Source organism: Microbacterium testaceum StLB037 (assembly GCF_008763945.1).
Lineage (GTDB): Bacteria > Actinomycetota > Actinomycetes > Actinomycetales > Microbacteriaceae > Microbacterium > Microbacterium testaceum_G.
The window spans coordinates 151636-175485 of the sequence record NZ_VTQH01000002.1 but is presented as its reverse complement, the minus strand read 5'-3'; the positions used below and the strand labels follow the sequence as shown (position 1 = coordinate 175485).

Annotated in this window: 24 protein-coding genes; all 24 read left to right on the top strand. The window is 71.4% G+C overall.

The features are described from left to right. Positions 1 to 41: 41 nt before the first annotated feature. The 24 genes from pyrR (at position 42) to lgt (ending at position 23809) form a co-directional block, all read left to right on the top strand. Positions 42 to 572, top strand: a complete 531-nt coding sequence (pyrR, locus tag F9B98_RS09470) for a bifunctional pyr operon transcriptional regulator/uracil phosphoribosyltransferase PyrR (protein ID WP_150956466.1) — start codon at positions 42 to 44, stop codon at positions 570 to 572. Further along, a complete protein-coding gene (locus F9B98_RS09465) occupies positions 569 to 1537 on the top strand; it encodes an aspartate carbamoyltransferase catalytic subunit (RefSeq protein ID WP_150956464.1) in 969 nt (322 codons plus the stop codon). Before pyrR ends, F9B98_RS09465 begins: the two co-directional genes overlap by 4 nt. Next, entirely contained in the window at positions 1534 to 2856 is a 1323-nt protein-coding gene (locus F9B98_RS09460; RefSeq protein WP_150956461.1) for a dihydroorotase, read from the top strand. The genes F9B98_RS09465 and F9B98_RS09460 overlap by 4 nt, the downstream gene beginning before the upstream one ends. After that, positions 2853 to 3356, top strand: coding sequence for a hypothetical protein (locus F9B98_RS09455; protein WP_150956458.1), 504 nt, complete (start codon positions 2853 to 2855; stop codon positions 3354 to 3356). Before F9B98_RS09460 ends, F9B98_RS09455 begins: the two co-directional genes overlap by 4 nt. Further along, on the top strand, positions 3353 to 4522 hold the full coding sequence (carA, locus tag F9B98_RS09450) for a glutamine-hydrolyzing carbamoyl-phosphate synthase small subunit (protein WP_150956455.1): 1170 nt from the start codon (positions 3353 to 3355) through the stop codon (positions 4520 to 4522). Before F9B98_RS09455 ends, carA begins: the two co-directional genes overlap by 4 nt. Then, the gene (gene carB / locus F9B98_RS09445) at positions 4515 to 7802 is read left to right on the top strand and encodes a carbamoyl-phosphate synthase large subunit (protein WP_150956452.1); all 3288 of its coding nucleotides are present in this window, start codon (positions 4515 to 4517) and stop codon (positions 7800 to 7802) included. The genes carA and carB overlap by 8 nt, the downstream gene beginning before the upstream one ends. Continuing rightward, a complete protein-coding gene (pyrF, locus tag F9B98_RS09440) occupies positions 7799 to 8659 on the top strand; it encodes an orotidine-5'-phosphate decarboxylase (RefSeq protein ID WP_150956448.1) in 861 nt (286 codons plus the stop codon). The genes carB and pyrF overlap by 4 nt, the downstream gene beginning before the upstream one ends. Continuing rightward, complete coding sequence (gene gmk, locus F9B98_RS09435) at positions 8652 to 9557, top strand: guanylate kinase (protein WP_150956445.1); 906 nt, start codon at positions 8652 to 8654, stop codon at positions 9555 to 9557. The genes pyrF and gmk overlap by 8 nt, the downstream gene beginning before the upstream one ends. A 116-nt stretch (positions 9558 to 9673) precedes the next feature. Continuing rightward, positions 9674 to 9928 carry a DNA-directed RNA polymerase subunit omega gene (gene rpoZ / locus F9B98_RS09430; RefSeq protein WP_055837405.1) on the top strand — a complete coding sequence of 85 codons (255 nt, stop codon included), beginning with the start codon at positions 9674 to 9676 and terminating at the stop codon, positions 9926 to 9928. Between the two features lie 115 nt (positions 9929 to 10043). Next, on the top strand, positions 10044 to 11237 hold the full coding sequence (metK, locus tag F9B98_RS09425) for a methionine adenosyltransferase (protein WP_150956442.1): 1194 nt from the start codon (positions 10044 to 10046) through the stop codon (positions 11235 to 11237). Between the two features lie 61 nt (positions 11238 to 11298). After that, positions 11299 to 13281 (top strand): primosomal protein N', encoded by a 1983-nt coding sequence (locus tag F9B98_RS09420; RefSeq protein WP_150956439.1) that lies wholly within the window; start codon positions 11299 to 11301, stop codon positions 13279 to 13281. 50 nt (positions 13282 to 13331) lie between these two features. Further along, the gene (gene fmt / locus F9B98_RS09415) at positions 13332 to 14249 is read left to right on the top strand and encodes a methionyl-tRNA formyltransferase (RefSeq protein WP_150956437.1); all 918 of its coding nucleotides are present in this window, start codon (positions 13332 to 13334) and stop codon (positions 14247 to 14249) included. Continuing rightward, positions 14246 to 15616, top strand: a complete 1371-nt coding sequence (locus F9B98_RS09410) for an RsmB/NOP family class I SAM-dependent RNA methyltransferase (RefSeq protein WP_191966754.1) — start codon at positions 14246 to 14248, stop codon at positions 15614 to 15616. Before fmt ends, F9B98_RS09410 begins: the two co-directional genes overlap by 4 nt. Before the next feature lie 144 nt (positions 15617 to 15760). Beyond that, positions 15761 to 16432 carry a ribulose-phosphate 3-epimerase gene (gene rpe / locus F9B98_RS09405; RefSeq protein WP_150956434.1) on the top strand — a complete coding sequence of 224 codons (672 nt, stop codon included), beginning with the start codon at positions 15761 to 15763 and terminating at the stop codon, positions 16430 to 16432. Positions 16433 to 16712: 280 nt separating this feature from the next. Next, positions 16713 to 16976, top strand: a complete 264-nt coding sequence (locus F9B98_RS09400) for a phosphoribosyl-ATP diphosphatase (protein ID WP_150956431.1) — start codon at positions 16713 to 16715, stop codon at positions 16974 to 16976. Between the two features lie 46 nt (positions 16977 to 17022). After that, the gene (gene hisG, locus F9B98_RS09395) at positions 17023 to 17865 is read left to right on the top strand and encodes an ATP phosphoribosyltransferase (RefSeq protein WP_150956428.1); all 843 of its coding nucleotides are present in this window, start codon (positions 17023 to 17025) and stop codon (positions 17863 to 17865) included. Further along, positions 17865 to 18629, top strand: coding sequence for an imidazole glycerol phosphate synthase subunit HisF (hisF, locus tag F9B98_RS09390; RefSeq protein ID WP_150956425.1), 765 nt, complete (start codon positions 17865 to 17867; stop codon positions 18627 to 18629). The genes hisG and hisF overlap by 1 nt, the downstream gene beginning before the upstream one ends. Next, complete coding sequence (gene hisI, locus F9B98_RS09385) at positions 18626 to 18964, top strand: phosphoribosyl-AMP cyclohydrolase (RefSeq protein WP_056231816.1); 339 nt, start codon at positions 18626 to 18628, stop codon at positions 18962 to 18964. The genes hisF and hisI overlap by 4 nt, the downstream gene beginning before the upstream one ends. Next, positions 18964 to 19551, top strand: coding sequence for a Trp biosynthesis-associated membrane protein (locus F9B98_RS09380; protein WP_150956422.1), 588 nt, complete (start codon positions 18964 to 18966; stop codon positions 19549 to 19551). Before hisI ends, F9B98_RS09380 begins: the two co-directional genes overlap by 1 nt. 105 nt (positions 19552 to 19656) lie before the next feature. Then, a complete protein-coding gene (locus tag F9B98_RS09375; RefSeq protein WP_116239751.1) occupies positions 19657 to 19887 on the top strand; it encodes a DUF6704 family protein in 231 nt (76 codons plus the stop codon). After that, the gene (trpC, locus tag F9B98_RS09370; protein ID WP_150956419.1) at positions 19887 to 20666 is read left to right on the top strand and encodes an indole-3-glycerol phosphate synthase TrpC; all 780 of its coding nucleotides are present in this window, start codon (positions 19887 to 19889) and stop codon (positions 20664 to 20666) included. Before F9B98_RS09375 ends, trpC begins: the two co-directional genes overlap by 1 nt. Next, positions 20663 to 22006: a tryptophan synthase subunit beta gene (trpB, locus tag F9B98_RS09365; protein ID WP_150956416.1), complete on the top strand. Its 1344-nt coding sequence runs from the start codon at positions 20663 to 20665 to the stop codon at positions 22004 to 22006. Before trpC ends, trpB begins: the two co-directional genes overlap by 4 nt. Beyond that, the gene (gene trpA / locus F9B98_RS09360) at positions 22003 to 22794 is read left to right on the top strand and encodes a tryptophan synthase subunit alpha (RefSeq protein WP_150956413.1); all 792 of its coding nucleotides are present in this window, start codon (positions 22003 to 22005) and stop codon (positions 22792 to 22794) included. Before trpB ends, trpA begins: the two co-directional genes overlap by 4 nt. Positions 22795 to 22804: 10 nt before the next feature. Continuing rightward, the gene (gene lgt / locus F9B98_RS09355) at positions 22805 to 23809 is read left to right on the top strand and encodes a prolipoprotein diacylglyceryl transferase (RefSeq protein WP_150956410.1); all 1005 of its coding nucleotides are present in this window, start codon (positions 22805 to 22807) and stop codon (positions 23807 to 23809) included. Positions 23810 to 23850 lie beyond the last annotated feature (41 nt).

Sequence of the window (23850 nt, the reverse complement as noted above, 5' to 3'; positions counted from 1 at the left end):
ACCTTTAACCCCGTCCCGTGAGGCGGAGAAGGGAGCGGCGGATGAATACGCGCACCGTCATGCACGATGCCGATATCGCCCGCGCTTTGACGCGCATCTCGCACGAGATCCTGGAGTCCAACAAGGGACCGCAAGGACTCGTCCTCCTCGGCATCCCGACCCGCGGTGTGACACTCGCGAACAGGATCGGCCCCCTGGTCGGCGACTTCGGCGGCGCACCCGTCCCGGTGGGCTCGCTCGACGTGACGATGTACCGCGACGATCTGCACCGCAATCCCACGCGGGCCCCGCGCAAGACCGAGATCCCCGCGGGCGGCATCGACGGCAAGACCGTCGTGCTGATCGACGACGTGCTGTTCTCGGGCCGCAGCATCCGCGCCGCTCTCGACGCGCTGCAGGACATCGGCCGCCCCGCCGCCGTGCGTCTGGCGACGCTCATCGACCGCGGTCACCGCGAGCTCCCGATCCGCCCCGACTTCGTGGGCAAGAACCTCCCCAGCGCCCGCGACGAGCGCGTCAACGTGCGCCTCGCCGAGATCGACGGCATCGAGGAGGTGACGATCGAGTCATGAGGCACCTCCTCGACACCCAGCACCTCTCGCGCGCGGACGCCCTCGAGATCCTCGACGTCGCCGAGGACATGGCCGACACACAGCGTCGCGAGGTCAAGAAGCTCCCGACGCTGCGCGGCAAGACCGTGGTCAACCTCTTCTTCGAGGACTCCACCCGCACGCGCATCTCGTTCGAAGCCGCGGCCAAGCGCCTCTCCGCCGACGTCATCAACTTCTCGGCGAAGGGCTCGAGCGTCAGCAAGGGCGAATCCCTGCAGGACACCGCGCAGACCCTCCAGGCGATGGGGGCCGATGCCGTGGTCATCCGCCACGGCGCGTCCGGCGCCCCGCGCACCCTCGCCACCTCCGGCTGGATCAGCGCGGGGGTGGTCAACGCCGGCGACGGCACGCACGAGCACCCCACGCAGGCGCTGCTGGACGCGTTCACCATCCGCAAGCGGCTGTTCGCCGACGACAGCCGCGGCCGCGACCTCGGCGGCATCCGGGTCACGATCGTGGGCGACGTGCTGCACTCGCGCGTCGCGCGCTCGAACGTGTGGCTGCTGCACACCCTGGGCGCCCACGTCACGCTGGTGGCTCCGCCGACGCTCGTTCCGCAGGACGTCAGCGGCTGGCCCGTCGAGATCGACTACGACCTCGACCGCGCGATCGCCGCGGGTCCGGACGCTCTCATGATGCTCCGGATCCAGCTCGAGCGCATGAGCGCCGCGTATTTCCCGACTGAACGGGAGTATTCCCGACGCTACGGTCTCGACGCGCGGCGTCTGCAGGCTTTGCCGGACGGTAGCATTGTCCTGCACCCCGGTCCGATGAACCGGGGTCTGGAGATCTCCGCCGAAGCCGCCGATTCGCCTCGCTCGACGGTGCTCGAGCAGGTCACGAACGGCGTCTCCGTGCGGATGGCCGTGCTGTACCTGCTACTGGCGGGCGAGCGGCCCCACACCGAGAAAGAGGACCTCCGATGAGCCACGCCACCCCCCAGACGCTTCTGGTGCGCGGCGCGCGCATCGAGGGCCGGGATGCCACCGACCTCCTCGTCCGCGACGGGATCATCGCCGAGACCGGTTCCGGCCTGTCGCACGCGGGGGCCACGGTCGTCGACGCCGACGGGCTCGTCGCCCTCCCCGGCCTGGTCGACCTGCACGTGCACCTGCGCGAGCCCGGGTACGAGGCCTCCGAGACGATCCTCACCGGCTCCCGCGCCGCGGCGGCGGGCGGGTTCACCACCGTCTTCGCCATGCCGAACACCTCACCCGTCGCCGACACGGCGGGCGTGGTCGAGCAGGAGCTCGCCCTGGGCGAGGCCGCCGGCTACGTGCACGTCCAACCGATCGGTGCCGTGACCGTGGGACAGAAGGGCGAGCGCCTCGCCGAACTCGGCGCGATGGCCGACTCGCGCGCCCGGGTCCGCGTGTTCAGCGACGACGGCTTCTGCGTCTTCGACCCGCTCATCATGCGCCGGGCGCTGGAGTACGTGAAGGCGTTCGACGGCGTGATCGCCCAGCACGCGCAAGACCCGCGACTCACCGAGGGCGCCCAGATGAACGAGGGTGCCGTCTCGGCCGAGCTCGGCCTGACCGGCTGGCCGGCCGTCGCCGAGGAGTCGATCATCGCCCGTGACGTGCTGCTGGCCGAACACGTCGGCTCACGCCTGCACGTGTGCCACCTGAGCACCGCGGGTTCGGTCGACATCATCCGTTGGGCCAAGAAGCGCGGCGTCGACGTCACCGCCGAGGTCACCCCGCACCACCTGCTGCTGACCGACGAGCTCGTGCGCGACTACGACGCGCGGTTCAAGGTCAACCCTCCACTTCGCCGCGAAGAAGACGTCCTCGCCGTGCGCGAGGGCCTGGCCGACGGCACGATCGACATCGTCGCCACCGACCACGCGCCCCACCCCACCGAGGCGAAGGCCTGCGAGTGGGCGGCCGCCGCGAACGGCATGGTGGGACTCGAGAGCGCCCTGCGCGTCGTACAGCAGGCCATGGTCGACACGGGGCTTCTCGAGTGGACCGACGTCGCGCGCGTCCTGTCGAAGACGCCCGCGCGCATCGGTCGCCTCGACGGCCACGGCACGCCCGTGGCCGCGGGGCAGCCCGCGACGTTCACGCTCTACGACCCGCGTCCCTCGCGTGCCTTCGCCCTGAACGACCTCGCGGGCCGCAGCACCAACTCGCCCTACCTCGGCCGGGAGCTGCCCGGCGAGGTGCGCTGGACCGTGCGCGCCGGCATCCCGACCGTCGTCGACGGTGCCGTGCTCGACGCTCCCGGAGTGCTCGCGTGAGCCGCGAGGGCGCCCTCGTCGTGATGATCGGCGTGGCCCTCGTCCTGCTCGCGCTGCTCGCGTGGGCCTGGGTGCGACGAACGCGGCGCGATGCGCGCTACTCCGCCCCGGTGGGGGAGCTGCCCGAAGGCGCCGTCGAGACGGCCTCTTTCTCGGGCTTCTACGTCGCCACGACCCGACACGACGAGCCGCTCGAACGTCTCGCCATCAAGGGTCTCGGCTTCCGCTCCCGCGTCGACGTCACCGTCACCTCGGCCGGCGTCGCCCTCGACCTGCAGGGCCAGCCCCGCATCGCTCTCACCCGCGACCGCCTCGTCGACGCCGCTCAGGCCACGGTCGCCATCGACCGCGTGGTCGAGCGCGACGGCTTGACGCGCGTCAGCTGGCGCATCGACGACGACACGATCGTCGACACCTACCTCCGACCCCAGGATGCCTCGGCGAAAGCCCTCGCCGACGCCATCCGTCCCCTCATCACCCCGACAGGAAGCGACGCATGACCGCCCTGATCCCGTCCTCGCGCCTCTCGCGCGATCCCGCCGTCCTCGTGCTCGAAGACGGCACCCGTTACACCGGCCGCGCGTACGGTGCACGCGGCGAGACCCTCGGCGAGGTCGTCTTCGCCACCGGCATGACCGGCTACCAGGAGACGATCACCGACCCCTCGTACGCCGGCCAGATCGTCCTGCAGACCGCGCCGCACATCGGCAACACCGGCGTGAACGACGAAGACCCCGAGTCGCGTCGCATCTGGGTCGCCGGCTACGTCGTACGCGACCCCTCGCGCATGGTGTCGAACTGGCGCGCGAATCGCTCGCTCGACGACGCGCTCGTCGAAGACGGGATCGTCGGCATCTCCGGCATCGACACCCGCGCCGTCACCCGCCGCATCCGCTCCGAGGGCAGCATGCGCGGCGGCGTCTTCTCGGGCGAAGCCGCGAACCTGGACGCCGAGGAGCAGCTGCGTCGCGTGCTCGAAGCACCGGGCATGGCAGGCCGCAACCTGTCGGCCGAGGTCTCGGTCAGCGAGGTCGAGGTGACCCCCGCGACCGCCGAGCGCATCGGCAACCTCGCCGTGCTCGATCTCGGCGTGAAGCAGTCCACGATCGTCAACCTCGCCGCCCGCGGGTTCGACGTGCACGTGTTCCCGCAGTCCGCGACGATCGACGAGATCCGCGCGATCGAGCCGGTCGCGGCGTTCTACTCGAACGGCCCGGGCGACCCCGCGGCATCCGACCAGCACGTCGAACTGCTGCGCGCCGTGCTCGGCGACGGCCTGCCCTTCTTCGGCATCTGCTTCGGCAACCAGCTGCTGGGCCGCGCCCTCGGCTTCGGCACCTACAAGCTGCCCTTCGGTCACCGCGGCATCAACCAGCCCGTGCTCGACAAGACCACCGGCCGCGTCGAGATCACCTCGCAGAACCACGGCTTCGCCGTCGAGGCGCCGCTCGATGAGATCGTCGACAGCCCCGCCGGCTTCGGCCGCGTCGAGGTCAGCCACATCGGCCTCAACGACAACGTCGTGGAGGGCCTGCGAGCCCTCGACATCCCCGCGTTCAGCGTCCAGTACCACCCCGAGGCCGCCTCCGGCCCGCACGACGCCAACTACCTGTTCGACCGCTTCCGCGAGATGGTCCTCGCCACCCAGGAGAAGAAGAATGCCTAAGCGCGACGACATCACCTCCGTCCTCGTCATCGGCTCCGGCCCGATCGTCATCGGTCAGGCCTGCGAGTTCGACTACTCCGGCACCCAGGCGTGCCGCGTGCTGCGCGAGGAGGGCGTGCGCGTCATCCTCGTCAACTCCAACCCGGCGACGATCATGACCGACCCCGACTTCGCCGACGCGACCTACATCGAGCCGATCACCCCCGAGGTCATCGAGTCGATCATCGCCAAAGAGAAGCCGGATGCCGTTCTCCCCACGCTCGGCGGACAGACCGCGCTGAACGCGGCGATCCAGCTGCACAAGCGCGGCATCCTCGAGAAGTACGACGTCGAGCTCATCGGCGCCGACTTCGACGCGATCAATCGCGGAGAGGACCGCCAGATCTTCAAGGAGCTCGTCCTCGAGGCGGGCGCCGATGTCGCGGCATCCGTCATCTGCCACTCCATGGACGAGCTGCTCGCCGGCGCCGAGAAGCTCGGCTACCCGCTGGTCGTGCGCCCGTCGTTCACCATGGGCGGCCTGGGCTCGGGCTTCGCGTACGACGAGGCCGACCTGCGCCGCATCGGCGGTGCGGGCCTGCACGACTCGCCCACCAACGAGGTGCTGCTCGAGGAGTCGATCCTCGGGTGGAAGGAGTACGAGCTCGAGCTCATGCGCGACACCGCCGACAACACGGTGGTCGTCTGCTCGATCGAGAACGTCGACCCGGTCGGCGTGCACACCGGCGACTCGATCACGGTGGCGCCCGCGCTGACCCTCACCGATCGCGAGTACCAGAAGCTGCGCGACATCGGCATCGACATCATCCGCGCCGTCGGCGTCGACACCGGTGGCTGCAACATCCAGTTCGCGGTGGACCCGAAGACGGGCCGCATCATCGTGATCGAGATGAACCCCCGCGTCTCGCGCTCCTCGGCGCTGGCGTCGAAGGCCACGGGCTTCCCGATCGCCAAGATCGCCGCGAAGCTCGCGATCGGCTATCGCCTCGACGAGATCCCGAACGACATCACCAAGGTGACCCCGGCGAGCTTCGAGCCCACGCTCGACTACGTCGTGGTGAAGGTTCCGCGCTTCAACTTCGAGAAGTTCCCGGCCGCCGACACCACCCTCACCACCACCATGAAGTCGGTGGGCGAGGCGATGGCGATCGGTCGCAACTACACCACGGCCCTGCAGAAGGCGCTGCGTTCGCTCGAGAAGCGCGGATCGAGCTTCCACTGGGGCGAGGAGTCGCGCTCGGTCGAGGAGCTGCTCGAGATCGCGAAGACCCCGACCGACGGCCGCATCGTCGTGCTGCAGCAGGCGCTGCGCAAGGGCGCGACGCCCGAGCAGGCGTTCGACGCCACGGCGATCGACCCCTGGTTCATCGACCAGATGGTGCTCATCAACGAAGTCGCCGCCTTCATCGGCGAGGCTTCGGAGTTGGATGCCGACACCCTCCGCGTCGCGAAAGAGCACGGTTTCGGCGACGCCCAGATCGCCGAGATCCGCGGGCTCGACGAGGCCGAGGTGCGCGAGGCGCGCTACGCCCTCGACGTGCGCCCCGTCTACAAGACCGTCGACACCTGCGCGGGGGAGTTCCCGGCCCTCACGCCGTACCACTACTCCTCGTACGACGCCGAGACCGAGGTCACGCCCTCCGACCGCACCAAGGTCGTCATCATCGGCTCGGGCCCCAACCGCATCGGCCAGGGCGTCGAGTTCGACTACTCGTGCGTGCACGCCTCGTTCGCCCTGTCGGACGCCGGCTACGAGACCGTCATGGTCAACTGCAACCCCGAGACCGTGTCGACCGACTACGACACCAGCGACCGCCTGTACTTCGAGCCGCTGACGCTCGAGGACGTGCTCGAGGTGCTGCACGCCGAGAGCCAGTCGGGCACGATCCTCGGTGTCGTCTGCCAGCTGGGCGGTCAGACCCCGCTCGGCCTCGCCAAGGGCATCGAGGCCGCGGGCTACACGATCCTCGGCACGAGCCCCGAGGCGATCGACCTCGCCGAGGAGCGCGAGCTGTTCTCGCGCCTGCTCGACGACGCCGGTCTCGTGGCGCCCCGCAACGGCACCGCGATCGACGTCGAGGGCGCCGCGCAAGTGGCCGAGGAGATCGGGTACCCCGTGCTGGTGCGCCCGAGCTTCGTGCTCGGCGGCCGTGGCATGGAGATCGTCTACTCGACCGAGGCGCTGCGCGACTACTTCGTGCGCGTCGCCGACCAGGCGATCATCGGCCCCGGTCTGCCGCTTCTGGTCGACCGCTTCCTCGATGACGCGATCGAGCTCGACGTCGACGCGCTGTTCGACGGCACCGACCTGTACATCGGTGGCGTCATGGAGCACCTCGAGGAAGCCGGCATCCACTCCGGTGACTCCTCGTGCACGCTCCCGCCGGTCTCGCTCGGTCGCACCGAGGTCGACCGCGTGCGAGAAGCGACCCTCGCCATCGCGAAGGGCGTCGGCGTGCGCGGCCTGCTGAACGTGCAGTTCGCGATCTCGGCGGGCGTGCTCTACGTCATCGAGGCGAACCCGCGCGCCAGCCGCACGGTGCCGTTCGTGTCGAAGGCCCTGGGCATTCCGCTCGCCAAGGCCGCCAGCCGCATCATGGCAGGTAACACGATCGCCGAGCTCATCACCGAGGGGCTGCTGCCCGAGCAGGACGGCTCGCGTGTGCCGCTCGACGCCCCCGTCGCCGTGAAGGAGGCCGTGCTGCCGTTCAAGCGGTTCCGTACCGCCGACGGCGCGACCGTCGACAGCGTCCTCGGCCCCGAGATGCGCTCGACGGGCGAGGTCATGGGCATCGACCGCGACTTCCCGACGGCGTTCGCGAAGTCGCAGGAAGCCGCGTACGGCGGGATGCCGACCTCCGGTACCGTCTTCATCTCGGTCGCCGACGCCGACAAGCGCGCCGTCATCCTGCCCGCCCACCGGCTGCAGGAGCTCGGGTTCTCTCTGCTCGCGACGGAGGGCACCGCGGAGATCCTGGCGCGCAACGGCATCCGGGTGAAGGTCGTCGAGAAGTACTCCGAGACGCAAGGCTCCGACCAGCAGAACGTGGTCGACCTCATCAACGCCGGCGAGATCGACATGATCGTCAACACGCCCTCGGGTGGCACGGCCCGCGCCGACGGCTACGAGATCCGTGCCGCCGCGGTGGCCGCCGACAAGGCTCTGTTCACCACGATGGCCGTGCTCGGCGCCGCGGTCAGCGCCCTCGGTGCGATGAAGAACGGCTTCGAGGTGCGCAGCCTGCAGGAGCACGCCTCGGATCGCGCGGGACGCCTGTGAGCGACACTTTCGGGCAGCGACTCAGCGCCGCCCTCAGCCGTCACGGCGCCCTGTGCGTCGGCATCGACCCCCACGCCGCCCTGCTGTCGGCGTGGGGGCTGGATGCCACGGCCGAGGGCGCGCGCGAGTTCGGCCTGCGCACGGTCGAGGCGGCCCAGGGCCGGGTCGGTGTGGTCAAGCCTCAGGTCGCGTTCTACGAGCGCTACGGCTCTCGCGGTTTCGCCGCGCTCGAGGACGTCCTCGCCGCGGCGCGTGACGCGGGCCTCCTCGTGATCGCCGACGCCAAGCGCGGAGACATCGGAACGACCATGGAGGGCTACGCCCACGCGTGGCTCGAACCCGGTTCGCCTCTCGAGGCGGATGCCGTGACCCTGTCGCCCTACATGGGCGCCGACTCGCTGCGCGACACGCTGTCGCTCGCCGTCGGCCACGGCAAGGGCGCGTTCGTGCTGACCGCGACGAGCAACCCCGAGGCGCGCGCGCTGCAGAGCGCGATCGTCGACGACGCGCAGGCCGTGGGCGACCACGAGCACGTCGCCGCCCGCGTCGCGCACGACGTCAACCAGGCGAACATCGGGGCGCCCGGCGCCCTCGGTCCCGTAGGCGTCGTGGTCGGTGCGACCGTCGACCGTCCGGCCTTCGGCCTGGGAGATGTGGCCCTGGCCGGCATGCCCATCCTCGCCCCCGGCTTCGGAGCGCAGGGGGCCGCCCCCGCCGACCTGCGACGCCTGTTCGGCTACGTGGCATCCGCCGTCGTCGCCAACGAGAGCCGGAGCATCCTCGCGGTCGGACCCGACCGTCTCGCCGCCCGTATCGATGAGCGCGCCGCGCTCTACCGGGAGTCCCTGCATGGCTGATACCCGCCGCCCACCCGAGGTCGACCGCGCCGCCGCGTCGCGCCGCGCCGTCGAGGCCCGCCGCGAGCGCGCCGCGCTCAAACGCGACGTGTCGACCCGCGTCATCTCCCCGCAGGAGCTGCTGCGCCGCGGGCTCGCCGACCCGCTGTCGGCGGCCGGGGCGATGCGTGTGACCGAGTTCCTCACGGCGATCCCCGCGATCGGCGAGAGCAAGCGCGACCGCATCCTCACCTCGCTGTCGATCTCGCCGGTCAAGCGGCTGGGCGGCCTCGGCACGCGCCAGCGCGATGCGCTGCGCCGCTACCTCGACACCCGCTGGCCGGAGCCCGGCCCGCGCGAGGGCCGCAGCCGGCTGATCGTGCTCGCCGGGCCCACCGCGGTCGGTAAGGGCACGGTCGCCGCGCACATCAAGGAGAACTACCCCGAGATCCACCTCTCGGTCTCAGCGACGACGCGCACCGCGCGGCCGGGAGAGGTCGAGGGCGAGCACTACTACTTCGTCGACGACGCCGAGTTCGACCGTCTGGTCGCCTCGGGGGAGCTGCTGGAGTGGGCCGTGGTGCACAACAAGAACCGCTACGGCACCCCGCGCGCGCCGATCGAGCGCGTGCTCGCCGAGGGCGGCACGGCCCTGCTCGAGATCGACCTCCAGGGCGCGCGCCAGGTGCGCGCTGCCGACCCGTCGGCGACCCTGGTGTTCCTGCTGCCCCCGAGCTGGGACGAGCTCGTCCAGCGGCTGGTCGGGCGAGGGACCGAGGATGCCGAGGAGCGGGCCCGACGCCTGCGCACGGCCCGCGTCGAGCTCGCGGCTCAGAACGAGTTCGACTATCGCGTCGTGAACGACGAGGTGGCTCACGCCGCCGTCCAGGTCGTGGCGCTGGCCGCTGCGCAGCACTGATCCGACCCACCCGATGCCCCTCGGCACAGCCCGAGCCGACGTCGGCTAGAATAAGAGGATGCTTCGGCGCTCCCGGCGCCGCATCCACCCCATCCCGCCGAACCAGGAGGTTCCCCATGGCCGGACGTGACAAGGGCATCATCGACCCGCCCATCGACGCTCTGCTCGACAAGGTCGACTCGAAGTACCAGCTCGTCATCTACGCATCCAAGCGCGCGCGTCAGATCAACGACTACTACTCCGACCTGCACGAGGGAAACCTCTTCGACAACGTGGGACCGCTGGTCGACTCCACCGTCGAAGACAAGCCCCTCACGATCGCTTTGCACGAGATCCACGAAGACAAGCTGCGCCTGCGCGCTGCGGAGTGATCCACAGCCGACGCATGTCGTGATCTGTTCACAGATGTGACGATGCCCCGGGCGGCTCACCGCCGCCCGGGGCATACTTGTGCCCATCCCCGCCCCACACTTCTCCGGAGTCGCTTTGACCGACCTGCGCCTGTTCACGTCCGAGTCCGTCACCGAGGGACACCCCGACAAGATCTGCGACCAGATCTCCGACAGCATCCTCGACGCCATCCTCACCGAAGACCCCGCCGGCCGCGTGGCCGTCGAGACCCTCGTGACCACCGGTCTCGTCCACGTCGCGGGCGAGGTCTCCACGAGCGCCTACGTCGAGATCCCGGCGATCGTGCGCGACGTCGTCAACCGCATCGGGTACACCTCCAGCGACACCGGCTTCGACGGCGAGTCGTGCGGCGTCTCGGTTTCGATCGGCGCGCAGTCCTCCGACATCGCCGCGGGCGTCAACAAGGCGTTCGAACAGCGCGAGCGAGGCTCCGTCGACCCGCGCGACCTCCAGGGTGCGGGCGACCAGGGCATCATGTTCGGTTTCGCGACCAACGAGACGCCCCAGCTCATGCCCATGGCCGCCTGGACCGCGCACCGCATCGCCGAGCGCCTGGCATCCGTCCGCAAAGACGGCTCGCTGCCGTTCCTGCGTCCCGACGGCAAGACCCAGGTCACGCTCGGCTACGACGGCCTGGTTCCGCGCACGGTCGACTCGGTCGTGCTGTCGACCCAGCACCACCCCGACATCTCGCAGGAAGACCTGCGCGCCGAGGTGCAGGCCGCCGTCATCGATCCCGTCCTGGCCGAGACCGGCCTCGAGCTGCCCGACGTGAAGTACTACATCAACCCGGCGGGTCCCTTCGTCATCGGCGGACCGAAGGGCGACGCGGGCCTCACCGGCCGCAAGATCATCATCGACACCTACGGCGGCGCTTCGCGTCACGGCGGTGGCGCGTTCAGCGGCAAGGACCCCTCCAAGGTCGACCGCTCGGCCGCGTACGCCATGCGGTGGGTCGCCAAGAACGCCGTGGCCGCGGGCCTCGCCGACCGACTCGAGGTGCAGATCGCGTACGCGATCGGCAAGGCCAACCCGGTGGGCCTCTACGTGGAGTCGTTCGGCACCGCGCACGTGTCCGACGAGGCGATCGTGCGCGCGATCCGCGAGGTGTTCGACCTGCGCCCGGCCGCGATCGTCGAACAGCTCGACCTGCTGCGCCCCATCTACGCCCAGACCGCGACGTACGGTCACTTCGGCCGCGAGCTGCCCGACTTCACGTGGGAGCGCACCGACCGCGTCGACGAGCTGCGTACCGCCGCCGGACTCTGAGAGTGCGTGGGGGAGTGCGCCCCGGCATCGACGACCGCCGCCGCACCGGGGGAGTGAGCTCGTGAGCGAGCGGCGCGTGGCGCGCGTGCAGCTCGAGTCGCCCGTCCCGCAGCTCGACCGGCTGTTCGACTACGCCGTCCCGCACCCGCTCGTCGCCGACATCGCGCCGGGGGTGCGAGTCAAGGTGCCTCTGCGTTCGGCGGGGCGCATGATGGACGCCTTCGTCATCGACGTGGTGGCCGACGACGGCTCCGAGCGGCCGCTGTCGGCGGTCGAGGCCGTCGTCTCGCCCATGCCGGTGCTGCCCGAGCGCCTGTACACGCTGGCGCGCCGTGTGGCCGATCGTGCGGCGGGCTCGGTCAGCGACATCCTGCGGCTGGCCATCCCCAAGCGTATGGTCCGCGCCGAGAAGGCGTGGGCCGCCGCCCCCGCTCCCTCGGTGACCGAGGTCGTCCCGGCCGCCCTCGAGCGCGCCACCGCGATCCTCGCCCCGTACGGCGGGCTCTCCGCCGCCCTCGACGCGGGGGAGCGGATCGCCGTCGACGCACCTCCCCACCCGCACGCCGAGCTGCCGCGCGGAGCGTGGGCCGACCTCCTCGCCGCCGCCGCGGTGCACACCCTCGCGCGTGGCCGCAGCGCCGTGCTCGTGGTCCCCGACTATCGCGACCAGGCACAGCTGCTGGCCGCGCTGGGCGAGCTGGTGAGCCCGGATGCCATCGTCCGCGACGACTCCGATCAGTCCGGCCCCGCGCGCTACGCGCAGTACCTGCGCACCCTCGCCCCGGTGCCGTGCATCGTCGTCGGCCGCCGCTCCGGCGTCTACGCCCCCGCGCACGACACGGGTCTGGTGGCGATCTGGGACGACGGCGATACGCTCCTGGCCGAGCCCCTCGCCCCCGGGGTCCACGCGCGCGACGCGGCCCTCGTTCGTCAGGAGCTCGAGGACTCGGCCCTGCTGTTCGCCGGACACACCCGCACCACCGACGTGCAGCGTCTGGTCGAGGTGGGGTACGTCCGCGACATCCCCCCGACGCGCAAGTCGACCCCCCGCGTGGTGCTCAGCGCCACGCGCGAGGGCGAGCAACGCCAAGCGCGCGTGCCGTCGTCCGCGTTCGCCGCGGCGCGCGAGGCCCTGCAGCACGGCCCGGTGCTCGTGCAGGTCGCCCGCCCCGGCTACGCGCCGTCTCTCGTCTGCGCCGACTGCCGGCGCCCGGCCCGCTGTCCGCACTGCGCGGGGCCCCTGCGCGCCGCGCGCCCCGGGGCGACCCCCGTGTGCGCCTGGTGCGGGCGCAGCGCCCACGCCTGGGCGTGCGGACACTGCGGCTCCGCCAAGCTGCGCATGGCCTCTTCGGGCAGCGAGCGCACCGCCGACGAGCTCGGCCGAGCGTTCCCGAACACCCGCGTGATCGTCGCCGACGGCGCGCATCCCGTCGCCGAGGTCGACGCCGCGCCCGCGCTCGTGATCGCCACGCGGGGCGCCGAGCCCCTCGCCCGGGGCGGATACCGCGCCGTCATCCTGCTCGACGGCGACCGCATGCTGCAGAACGAAGCCCTGCGCATCGGCGAGCACTGCCTGCGGTGGTGGTCGAACGCCGCGGCGCTGGCCGCCCCGGGGGCTCCCGTTCATCTCGTCGGGGTCGCCGGTCCCGTCGCCCGAGCGCTCGCCACGTGGACGCAACCCGCGTACGCCCGCGCCGAGCTCCTCGACCGCCTGCCGCTGCGCATGCCCCCGGCGGTGCGCGTGGCCAGCGTCGACGGACACGCCCGAAGCGTCGACGTGCTGCTCGAGTCGCTGCGCGAGGCCGTGCCCGATCTCGACCCGATGGCGGTCCTCGGTCCGGTCGACACCTCGCCCGGCCCCGACACCTCGACCTCGCGCGCCCTGGTGCGTTTCGACTACGCCCACGGCCGCGCCGTGGCCGAAGCCCTCCGCGCCGCGGTCATCGCCGACGCCCTGCGCGCGCGCAAGTCCCGCAAAGATCGCGGCCCCCAGCCGCGCAGTACGCTCAGAGTCCGCCTCGACATCCCCGAGCCCGACCTCTGAGCGGGGGCGCCCCACCCCGTCCGCCCGTTCCCGAGAGTCTGAGGAGACCCATGCGCCTCGTCTTCGCCGGCACACCCGCCGTCGCCGTCCCGTCGCTCCGCGCTCTGGCGGCAGGTCCGCACGAGATCGCCGCCGTCATCACCCGAAGCGACGCGCCCCTGGGACGCAAGCGCGTCCTCACCCCCTCGCCGGTTGCACAGGTCGCCGAAGAGCTCGGTATCCCTGTCATCAAGGCCGACCGTCTCGACGCCGAGGTGACCGCCCGCATCGCGGAACTCGAGCCCGATCTCGGGGTGATCGTCGCGTACGGCGGACTCGTGCGCGAGCCGCTGCTGTCGACGCCCGCGCACGGCTGGATCAACCTGCACTTCTCACTACTCCCGCGCTGGCGCGGTGCGGCTCCCGTGCAGCGCGCGCTCATGGCGGGCGATGCGGTCACGGGCGCGAGCGTCTTCCAGCTGGTCGCCGCCCTCGACGCCGGCGACGTGTTCGCCGAGGAGCGCTACGAGGTGCCCGCCGGGGCCACCTCGGCCACGGTGCTCGACGACCTCGCCGAGATCGGCGCGCCGCTGCTCGCCCGCGTGGTCGACGACATCGCCGACGGCACCGCCGTCGCCGTCGCGCAGCAGGGCGAACCGACCCTCGCCCCCAAGCTCACCCTCGACGACGGTGCCCTCGATCTGACCCGGGATGCCGAGAGCCTCCTGCACCAGATCGCCGGGGTCACGCCCGAGCCCGGTGCGCACACTACGCTCGAGGGGGCCCGGTTCAAGATCCTGCGCGCCGCCCCCGCCGAGGCCCCGCCGTTACCGCCCGGCCGGGTCACGGCATCCGGAAAAGACGTCGTCGTCGGCACGGGGAGCACGCCCCTCCGCCTCGAGACGGTCCAGCCGGCCGGCAAGGGCGCGATGGCCGCGGGCGACTGGTTCCGGGGTCTGCGCTCGAGCGAACCGGTGCTGGGCGCATGAGCGTGCAGGGAGCACGCGCCGTCGCGTACGAGGTGTTGCGGGCGGTGTCGGGGGACGAGGCCTACGCCAACCTCCTGCTGCCGCACGCGATCGCGCGACAGCGACTGGATGCCAAAGACGCCGGGCTCGCGACCGAGCTGACGTACGGCACCCTCCGTCGACGCGGCACCTACGACGCGATCATCGCCGCCGCCGCGGACCGCACGATCGATCGGATCGACCCCGCCGTCCTCGACGCCCTGCGGCTCGGCGTCCACCAGCTCCTGTCGACCCGGGTGGCCTCGCACGCCGCGGTCAACGAGTCCGTCGAGCTCGCGCGTCGCCACGGAGGCGGCAAGGGCGCGGCGGGCTTCGCCAACGCCGTGCTGCGCCGGGTCTCGCGCGACAACCCCGGTCAGTGGATGCAGCGCATCGCCGCCGGCGCCCGCAGCGACGACGAGCGCATCGGCCTGACCACCTCGCACCCGGTGTGGATCGTGCGGGCGCTTCGTCGGGCCCTGACCGCCGAGGGCCGCGCCGACGAGCTCGACGGTTTGCTCGAGGCGGACAACGTCGCCCCGCACGTCGCGATGATCGCCCTGCCGGGCCTTGCCGAGGTGCCCGACGAAGCGACGCCCACGCGCTACGCCCCGACGGCGTTCACCACCCGCGGGGGAGACCCCGAGGGGCTCATTCGTTCGTCCGACGGACGGATCCGCGTGCAGGACGAGGGTTCGCAGCTCGCGGCCCTGGCCCTCAGCCGCGTCCTGCCCGTCCGCGAGGGCGAGCGCTGGCTCGACCTGTGCGCGGGCCCGGGAGGCAAGACCGCGCTGCTCGCCGCCGAAGCCCTCGCGCACGGGGCGACGCTGGATGCCAACGAGATCGCCCCGGCCCGAGCGGGATTGGTGCGCCAGGCCGTGGCATCCGTCCCCCTCGACGTCGAGGTGAGCGAAGAGGACGGGCGCGAGCGCGCGGCCCGGACGCCGGGGGAGTACGACCGCATCCTCGTCGACGCCCCGTGCACCGGGATCGGCGCACTGCGACGCCGACCCGAGGCGCGCTGGCGCAAGACGCCGGCCGACGTGCCGGATCTCACCGCGCTGCAGCAGGAGCTCGTGCTCGCGGCGTTCGAGGCCCTGAAACCCGGGGGAGTGGTGGCCTACGTCACGTGCTCGCCGCACCTGGCCGAGACCTCGGGCGTGCTGGCCGAGGTCAAGCGCACGCTGGGCGAGACCGCCGAAGAACTCGACGCCCGCGCCGTGGTCCGCTCGATCGCCCTGGACGACATCGACCTGCCCGACCAGGCCGACGGATCGCTCCGCGCACAGCTCTGGCCGCACAGGCACGGCACCGACGCGATGTCGATCGCGCTGCTGCGCAAGCGCTGAGCCCCGCGCGCGCCCCTCTCGTCCGCGTATCCTCGCGTGAGGGGTCACTTCTCGTCGCCTGGGCGCGTTCCCGGCGACGGGTTCTGACCCCTCACGCCGCCGGGCGAGCGCGGCGCGGCCGCTGGACGCGCCCATAATGGTCGGGTGCCTACCGACGCCCCGCGCATCAACCCGAGCATCCTCGCCGCCGACTTCGTGAACATGGAGGCCGAGCTCGCGCGCATCGCGGGGGCCGACTTCGTCCACGTCGACGTGATGGACAACCACTTCGTGCCGAATCTCACGTTCGGGCCGCAGATGGTGGGCCGCATCCAGGAGACGAGCCCCGTCCCGCTCGATGTGCACCTGATGATCGACGACCCCGACCGCTGGGCTCCGGCGTACGCCGAGCTCGGGGCGGCATCCGTCACCTTCCACCTCGAGGCCGCGGCATCCCCGATCACCCTCGCTCGTCGGCTGCGCTCGATCGGAGCACGCGCGGGCGTCGCCGTGAAGCCCGGCACCCCCGTCGAGAACCTCTTCGAGGCGCTCAACGAGTTCGACCAGATCCTCGTGATGACCGTCGAGCCCGGCTTCGGCGGGCAGTCGTTCATGCCCGAGACCATGCCGAAGCTCCGCGCCCTCGCCGACGAGGCGAAGCGCCGGGGTGCGAGCGTGTGGCTGCAAGTCGACGGCGGCATCGGCGAGTCCACGATCGCCCAGGCAGCCGAGGCCGGGGCCGACACGTTCGTCGCCGGTTCCGCGGTGTTCGGCGCCGATGACCCCGACCGTGCGATCCAGTCGCTGCGCGCCTCGGCAGCCCGCCACCGCCACTGACGGCCCGGCGCGGGGAGGTTCACTGCCCCACCGCTGATAAACGCTCGCTGCACGGGGAAACGCTCGCTGCGGGCGTTTCTCGGTGCAGCGGGCGTTTATCACGACCCGCCGCCCGCCCCGCCGCGCCCTGCGCCACCGCCAGCGCCCGTCGCCGCCGGCGCACCCGCACGCGCCCGCCGCCCGTCCCGCACCCCCGCCCGCCCCGCCGCGCCCCGCGCCCCACGCCGCCCACACCGCCCCGCGGGCAACCCCACCCCCGCCGACCCGATACCCTGGAACCGTGAAGACCTTCGACGACCTGTTCGCGGAACTCAGCGCCAAGGCCGTCGAGCGACCCGCCGGCTCCGGCACCGTCGCTCAGCTGGATGCCGGCGTCCACGCGATCGGCAAGAAGATCGTCGAAGAGGCCGCCGAGGTGTGGATGGCCGCCGAGTACGAGTCCGACGAGGCCGCGGCCGAAGAGATCTCGCAGCTGCTCTACCACCTGCAGACGCTCATGCTCGCGAAGGGCCTGTCGCTCGAGGACGTCTACCGACATCTCTGAGCCGCGCCCCTCCTCCCACAGCTCACCCCACACGAAAGCCCCCGTCATGCTGCGAATCGCCGTGCCGAACAAGGGGTCGCTCGCCGAAACCGCCGCCGAGATGCTCTCGGAGGCCGGGTACACCGGACGACGCGACTCGAAAGACCTGTACACCGTCGACCCCGTGAACGAGGTCGAGTTCTTCTACCTCCGTCCGCGTGACATCGCGACCTACGTCGGCTCCGGCGCGCTCGATGTCGGCATCACCGGCCGCGACCTCCTGCTCGATGCCCGCATGCCCGGTGCTCGCGAGGTCGAGTCGCTCGGCTTCGCCGGCTCCACTTTCCGCTTCGCCGGTCGCCCCGGCCGCTTCACCGACGTCCAGGACCTCGAGGGCCTGCGCGTGGCCACCGCCTACCCGGGCCTGGTCGACGCCTTCCTCGACGAGCGCGGCATCGCGGTCGACATCGTCCCGCTCGACGGAGCCGTCGAATCCGCCGTCCAGCTCGGAGTGGCGGATGCCGTGGCCGACGTCGTCTCGACCGGAACGACGCTGCGTCAGGCGGGGCTCGAGATCTTCGGTCCGGTGCTCCTCGAGAGCGACGCCGTTCTGATCTCGGGTCCGAACGAGGTCGAGGGCACCGAGACGCTGCTGCGACGCCTGCGCGGCGTCCTCGCCGCGCGCAAGTACGTCCTCGTCGACTACGACCTGCCCGCGCACCTCGTCGAGCAGGCCATCGCCGTCGCCCCGGGCCTGGAGTCGCCGACCATCTCGCCGTTGCGCGACCCCGAGTGGGTGGCGGTGCGCGTGATGAGCCCGCGCCGCGACGTCAACCGCGTCATGGACGAGCTCTACGCGATCGGTGCGCGCGCGATCCTCGTCACCGAGATCCTCGCCGCGAGGCTCTGATGACCCTCGCGCGTCGCGTCATCCCGTGCCTCGACGTCGCCGCGGGCCGCGTCGTCAAGGGCGTGAACTTCCTCGACCTGCGCGACATGGGCGACCCGGTCGAGCTCGCCAAGCTCTACTTCGAGCAGGGAGCCGACGAGGTCACCTTCCTCGACGTCACCGCGACCGTCGACGAGCGCTCGACGACGTACGACGTCGTCCGCCGCACGGCCGAGCAGGTCTTCATCCCGCTGACCGTCGGCGGGGGAGTCCGCTCCGCCGACGACGTCGCCCGTCTCCTCTCCGTCGGTGCTGACAAGATCGGCGTCAACTCCGCCGCGATCGCGCGGCCCGACCTGATCGGCGAGATCGCGGACCGCTTCGGCGCACAGGTCGTGGTGCTCTCGCTCGACGTGAAGCGCTCGGCATCCACCCCCTCCGGTTTCGTCGTGACCACCCACGGCGGCCGCGCCGAGACCACCCTCGACGCCCTCGAATGGGCGCGCGAGGCCGTCGAGCGCGGAGCCGGCGAGCTGCTGGTCAACTCCATCGACGCCGACGGCACCAAGCAGGGCTTCGACCTCGAGCTCGTGCGCCTCATGCGCCAGGTGGCCGCGGTTCCGGTCGTCGCCTCCGGTGGCGCGGGCGAGCTCGAGCACTTCGCCCCCGCGATCCAGGCCGGCGCCGACGCCGTGCTCGCGGCGTCCGTGTTCCACTCCGGCCAGCTGACCGTGGGGCAGGTCAAAGACGCGATGGCCGCCGACGGGATCGAGGTGCGCCGATGAGCGTCGACCGCGTGAAGTACGACGCCGACGGCCTGGTGGCCGCGGTGATCCAGCAGTTCGACTCGCGCGAGGTGCTGATGGTCGGGTGGATGGATGCCGAGGCCCTGAACCGCACGCTCACCACCGGCCGCGTGACGTTCTGGTCGCGCTCCCGCCAGGAGTACTGGCGCAAGGGCGACACGTCGGGCCACATCCAGCTCGTCAAGGGCGCGCGCCTGGACTGCGACGGCGACACGCTGCTCATCGAGGTCGACCAGATCGGCGCCGCCTGCCACACGGGCGACCACACCTGCTTCGACGCCGACGACCTGCACCCGGTCGTGGGGGAGCGCTGATGCGTCGCGCCCGCTCGACGGCGGTGCTCGCGATGCTCCTGGCCGGAGCGATCGGCGTGATCGCCTCGACGCAGACCTGGATCGACGTCACTCTCGACGACGGCGCGCAGCAGACGCTGGCCGTTCCGGGCGCCGAGGCCCTGCCCGTTCTGACCCCGCTGAGCCTGGCGGCCCTCGCCCTCGGGGCCGCGATGTCGATCGTCGGCCCCGTGCTGCGGTACGTCTTCGGCGCGCTCGGCGTGCTGATCGCCGCCTTCGTCGGCTTCGGCACCGCGCAGATCCTCTTCGCGACCCCGGTCTCGGCCACCGCGGCCACCGTCACCGACGCGACGGGGATCTCCGGAACGGATGCCGTGGCCTCCCTCGTCTCGGGCCTGTCGCTGACGCCGTGGCCGGCGGTGACGCTGCTCGCGCAGGTCGTCCTGCTCGCGGCATCCCTCTTCACCCTCGTCACCGCTCGCCGGTGGGCGTCGGGGGCGAGCCGGAAGTACCGCACCGCGACCGAGGCGGGGGCCGAGACCGGTCGCCCGCACGACGCCATCGACTCGTGGGACGACCTCTCGCGCGGCGACGACCCCACGGCCTGAGCCCGACCTCGCGACATCGAGACGTCGGCGCCGGGACGGCACCCCCGCTTCGGTAGACTGGACGAACGCTTTCCCCCGCGCTCGCGCGCGACTGTAAGGAGCCCCATGAGCAACCCCATCGGCGACCCCGGCCACGGACACTCGCCCGCCGCCTGGACGGCCGTGATCATCATGCTCGTCGCGTTCACGCTCGGCACGCTGTTCTTCTGGCTCGACATGCCCGTCCTGGTGTGGGCCTCGGTGGGTCTGCTCGTCGTCGGTGCGATCGTCGGCTGGGCCATGACCAAGGCCGGTTACGGCGCGAACGGCGCGAAGTCCAACCCGAAGGCCCACTGATGGCACTGGCCGATCTCACGGCCGGAGCGGTAGAAGACGCCGAGGAGCGCGCTCAGGCGCGTCCCCTCGCCGCGGTAGAGCGCGAGGCCCTCGCGCAGACGCCCGCGCGCGACGCGCTGGCCATGCTCGCTCCCGCCGACCGCGTGAAGATCATCGCCGAGGTCAAGCGCGCGAGTCCCTCGCGCGGCGATCTCGCGGCCATTCCCGACCCCGCGCGTCAGGCCCGCCTGTACGAAGAGGGTGGAGCCTCGGCGATCTCGGTGCTCACCGAGCGCCGCAAATTCAAGGGGAGCCTCGCCGATCTCGAGGCGGTGCGCTCGGCCGTGAGCGTCCCCGTCCTGCGCAAAGACTTCATCGCCACGCCCTACCAGGTGCTCGAGGCCCGCGCGTCCGGCGCCGATCTCGTGCTGCTGATCGTCGCGGCCCTCGACCAGAAGACGCTCACCGAGCTCTACAGCCTCGTCACCGACCTGGGCATGACCGCTCTCGTCGAGACGCACTCGGCCGAAGAGCTCGAGCGCGCCTCCGACCTGGGCGCGAAACTCATCGGCGTCAACGCCCGCAACCTCTCGACCTTCGAGCTCGACCGCGACCTGTTCGGCTCCCTCGCCGACCGGTTCCCGGCCGATGCGATCAAGATCGCCGAGTCCGCGGTGCTCGCCCCCGCCGACGTCGCGCACTACCGCGCCGCCGGAGCCGACGTGGTGCTCGTGGGCGAGGCCCTCGTCACCGGTGACCCCGTCGCCACTCTGCGCGCGTTCCTCCAGGAGACGACATGACCACCGCTGTCCCTTCGAACCTGCGCGACCAGAGGGGGCCGTTCTTCGGCGACTTCGGTGGCCGGTTCATGCCCGAGTCGCTCATCGCGGCGATCGACGAGCTCACCGAGGTCTACGAGTCAGCGATGGCCGATCCCGAGTTCCACACCGAGCTGCGCGCGCTGCTGCACGACTACGCGGGTCGCCCCTCGGTGCTCACCGAGGTGCCGCGCTTCGCCGAGCACGCGGGAGGCGCACGCGTCTTCCTCAAGCGCGAGGACCTCAACCACACCGGCTCGCACAAGATCAACAACGTGCTCGGCCAGGCGCTGCTGACCAAGCGCCTGGGCAAGACCCGCGTGATCGCCGAGACCGGCGCGGGCCAGCACGGCGTGGCCACCGCGACCGCCGCCGCTCTGTTCGGCCTCGAGTGCGTCGTGTACATGGGTGAGGTCGACACCGAGCGTCAGGCCCTCAACGTCGCTCGCATGCGTCTGCTCGGTGCCGAGGTGATCCCCGTGACGACCGGCTCACGCACCCTGAAGGACGCGATCAACGAGGCGTACCGCGACTGGGTCGCCTCGGTCGAGACGACCAACTACATCTTCGGCACCGCCGCGGGCCCGCACCCGTTCCCGGCTATGGTGCGCGACTTCCAGAAGATCATCGGCGAAGAGACCCGCGCCGAGTTCCTCGAGCGCCTCGGTCGCCTGCCCGACGCCGTGTTCGCGTGCGTCGGCGGTGGATCCAATGCGATCGGCATGTTCGAGGCCTTCCTCGACGACGAGGGCGTCGCCCTCTACGGGGTCGAGGCGGCCGGTGACGGCGTCGACACCCCCCAGCACGCGGCTTCGATCGAGCGGGGTCGCCCCGGCGTCCTGCACGGCGCGCGCACCTACGTGCTGCAGGACGAAGACGGCCAGACCACCGAGTCGCACTCGATCTCGGCCGGGCTCGACTACCCGGGCGTCGGCCCCGAGCACGCGTGGCTCGCCGACATCGGTCGCGCGCAGTACATCCCCGCGACCGACGACGAGGCGATGCAGGCCCTGCGTCTGCTGTCGCGCACCGAGGGCATCATCCCCGCGATCGAATCCGCCCACGCCCTCGCCGGCGCTCTTCGGGTCGGTCGTGAGCTGGGCCCGGATGCCGTGATCGCCGTCAACCTGTCGGGTCGCGGCGACAAAGACATGGACACCGCCGCGCGGTACTTCGACCTGTACGACGCCGAGCACGCACCGGAGGGCCCCGAGGGCGCTCCGCAGACGAGGGCGGCCGAGGCCGTGGCATCCGCCCCGGGTTCTCCCGTCGACGTGACCCCGGCCCCGGATGCCGCGAGCGGCGCGGGGGTCGAACTGTGACCTCGCGCGTGTCCGCGGCCATCGACGCCGCCCACGCCGAAGGCCGCGGGGCGTTCGTCGGTTACCTGCCCGCGGGCTTCCCCGACGTGGCGACGAGCATCGAGGCGGCGGTCGCATTGGCCGAGGCCGGCGCCGACGTCATCGAACTCGGCCCGCCCTACAGCGACCCGGTGATGGACGGCCTCGTCATCCAGGAGGCGACGCAGACGGCCCTGGCCAACGGCTTCCGCATGGCCGATCTGTTCACGATCATCCGCGAGGTGAACGCGCGCACCGACGTGCCCATCCTCGTCATGACGTACTGGAACCTCGTCGAGCAGTACGGGGTCGATCGCTACGCCGACGAGCTCATCGCGGCGGGCGGCGCCGGGCTCATCACGCCCGACATCACCCCCGACGCCGGCGCCGCGTGGATCGCCGCGAGCGAGCGCACGGGTCTCGACCGCGTCTTCCTCGCCGCCCCCACCTCGTCGGACGAGCGCCTCCGGATGATCGTCCAGGCGTCCACCGGCTTCGTCTACACCGTCTCGACCATGGGCATCACGGGAGAGCGGGCACAGCTCGACGCCGCCGCCCGCGGCCTCGTGGAGCGCCTGCGCTCGTTCGGGGCCGAGCACGCGTGCGTGGGTATCGGCATCTCGAACGCCGAGCAGGTCGCCGGGGTCGTCGAGTACGCCGACGGGGCGATCGTGGGTACCGCGCTCGTCAAGGCGCTCCGCGACGGAGGCGTCGAGGGCCTGTCGGCCCTGGCGCGCGAGCTGTCTGCGGGCACCGCGCAGCGCGCCTAGACTCGAAGCCATGACGTTCGCCCTCTCGAGCGCCGCCTCCGGCGTGCTCGCCAGCATCCCGAGCCCGACCATCTCGTACGTCGATCTCGGTCCCCTCCGCATCCACTTCTATGCCCTGTGCATCATCGCGGGCATCATCGTTGCGATCTTCCTCACCAACGCGCGCCTGACGCGTCGCGGTGCCGAGAAGTGGGTCGTCATCGACATCTGCCTGCTGGCGGTTCCGCTCGCGATCGTCGTGGCGCGCATCTACCACGTCGTCACGCACCTGGGCTTCTACTTCGGCCCCGGGTCGAACCCGTGGAACATCACCCAGCCCGGATCGGTGTGGGCCATCTGGGAGGGCGGCATCGCCATCTACGGCGCCCTCATCGGCGGCGCGATCGGCGCCATCCTCGGATGCAAGTGGACCGGCATCCGCTTCTGGACCTTCGCCGACGCGCTGGCCCCGGGCCTCATCATCGCCCAGGCGATGGGCCGCTTCGGCAACTGGTTCAACCAGGAGCTCTTCGGCCAGCCCACCGACCTGCCGTGGGGTCTGGAGATCGCCTCGGGCAATCCCGCGATCCCGGTCGGACTGCCATCGGGCACGCTTTTCCAGCCGACTTTCCTCTACGAGGTCATCTGGAACCTGCTCGGCGCGGCGGTCATCCTCTTCGTCGGAAAGCGCTTCACCCTGCAGTGGGGCAAGCAGTTCGCGATCTACCTCGTCTGGTACTCCGCGGGCCGAATCGTCTGGGAATCCATCCGCATCGACCCCAGCGACATCATCCTGGGCCTTCGCACCAACGTCTGGGCCGCCATCTTCGGCGTCGTCCTCGGCATCGTGATCTTCGTCGTGCAGTCGCGTCGTCACCACGGTCTCGAGCCGTCGCCGTACGCACCCGGGCGCGAATCGAAGGCGCCGGGGGCTGTAGACTCAGGCGACCCCTCTGACTTCGTCGACGTGAGCGAGCCGCCCGCGACGAGCGACACCGTCGGCACCAGCGCCACAAGCAGCCCCGCCACGAAATAAACTCTGGGCCGACGTCGTCCCATTCGAAGCATCAACGTGAG

Coding starts and splice junctions, on each gene's coding strand:
- pyrR (WP_150956466.1), top strand. CDS start 42: ATGAATACGCGCACCGTCATGCACGATGCCGATATCGCCCGCGCTTTG.
- F9B98_RS09465 (WP_150956464.1), top strand. CDS start 569: ATGAGGCACCTCCTCGACACCCAGCACCTCTCGCGCGCGGACGCCCTC.
- F9B98_RS09460 (WP_150956461.1), top strand. CDS start 1,534: ATGAGCCACGCCACCCCCCAGACGCTTCTGGTGCGCGGCGCGCGCATC.
- carA (WP_150956455.1), top strand. CDS start 3,353: ATGACCGCCCTGATCCCGTCCTCGCGCCTCTCGCGCGATCCCGCCGTC.
- carB (WP_150956452.1), top strand. CDS start 4,515: ATGCCTAAGCGCGACGACATCACCTCCGTCCTCGTCATCGGCTCCGGC.
- gmk (WP_150956445.1), top strand. CDS start 8,652: ATGGCTGATACCCGCCGCCCACCCGAGGTCGACCGCGCCGCCGCGTCG.
- rpoZ (WP_055837405.1), top strand. CDS start 9,674: ATGGCCGGACGTGACAAGGGCATCATCGACCCGCCCATCGACGCTCTG.
- fmt (WP_150956437.1), top strand. CDS start 13,332: ATGCGCCTCGTCTTCGCCGGCACACCCGCCGTCGCCGTCCCGTCGCTC.
- F9B98_RS09410 (WP_191966754.1), top strand. CDS start 14,246: ATGAGCGTGCAGGGAGCACGCGCCGTCGCGTACGAGGTGTTGCGGGCG.
- hisG (WP_150956428.1), top strand. CDS start 17,023: ATGCTGCGAATCGCCGTGCCGAACAAGGGGTCGCTCGCCGAAACCGCC.
- hisF (WP_150956425.1), top strand. CDS start 17,865: ATGACCCTCGCGCGTCGCGTCATCCCGTGCCTCGACGTCGCCGCGGGC.
- hisI (WP_056231816.1), top strand. CDS start 18,626: ATGAGCGTCGACCGCGTGAAGTACGACGCCGACGGCCTGGTGGCCGCG.
- F9B98_RS09380 (WP_150956422.1), top strand. CDS start 18,964: ATGCGTCGCGCCCGCTCGACGGCGGTGCTCGCGATGCTCCTGGCCGGA.
- F9B98_RS09375 (WP_116239751.1), top strand. CDS start 19,657: ATGAGCAACCCCATCGGCGACCCCGGCCACGGACACTCGCCCGCCGCC.
- trpC (WP_150956419.1), top strand. CDS start 19,887: ATGGCACTGGCCGATCTCACGGCCGGAGCGGTAGAAGACGCCGAGGAG.
- trpB (WP_150956416.1), top strand. CDS start 20,663: ATGACCACCGCTGTCCCTTCGAACCTGCGCGACCAGAGGGGGCCGTTC.
- lgt (WP_150956410.1), top strand. CDS start 22,805: ATGACGTTCGCCCTCTCGAGCGCCGCCTCCGGCGTGCTCGCCAGCATC.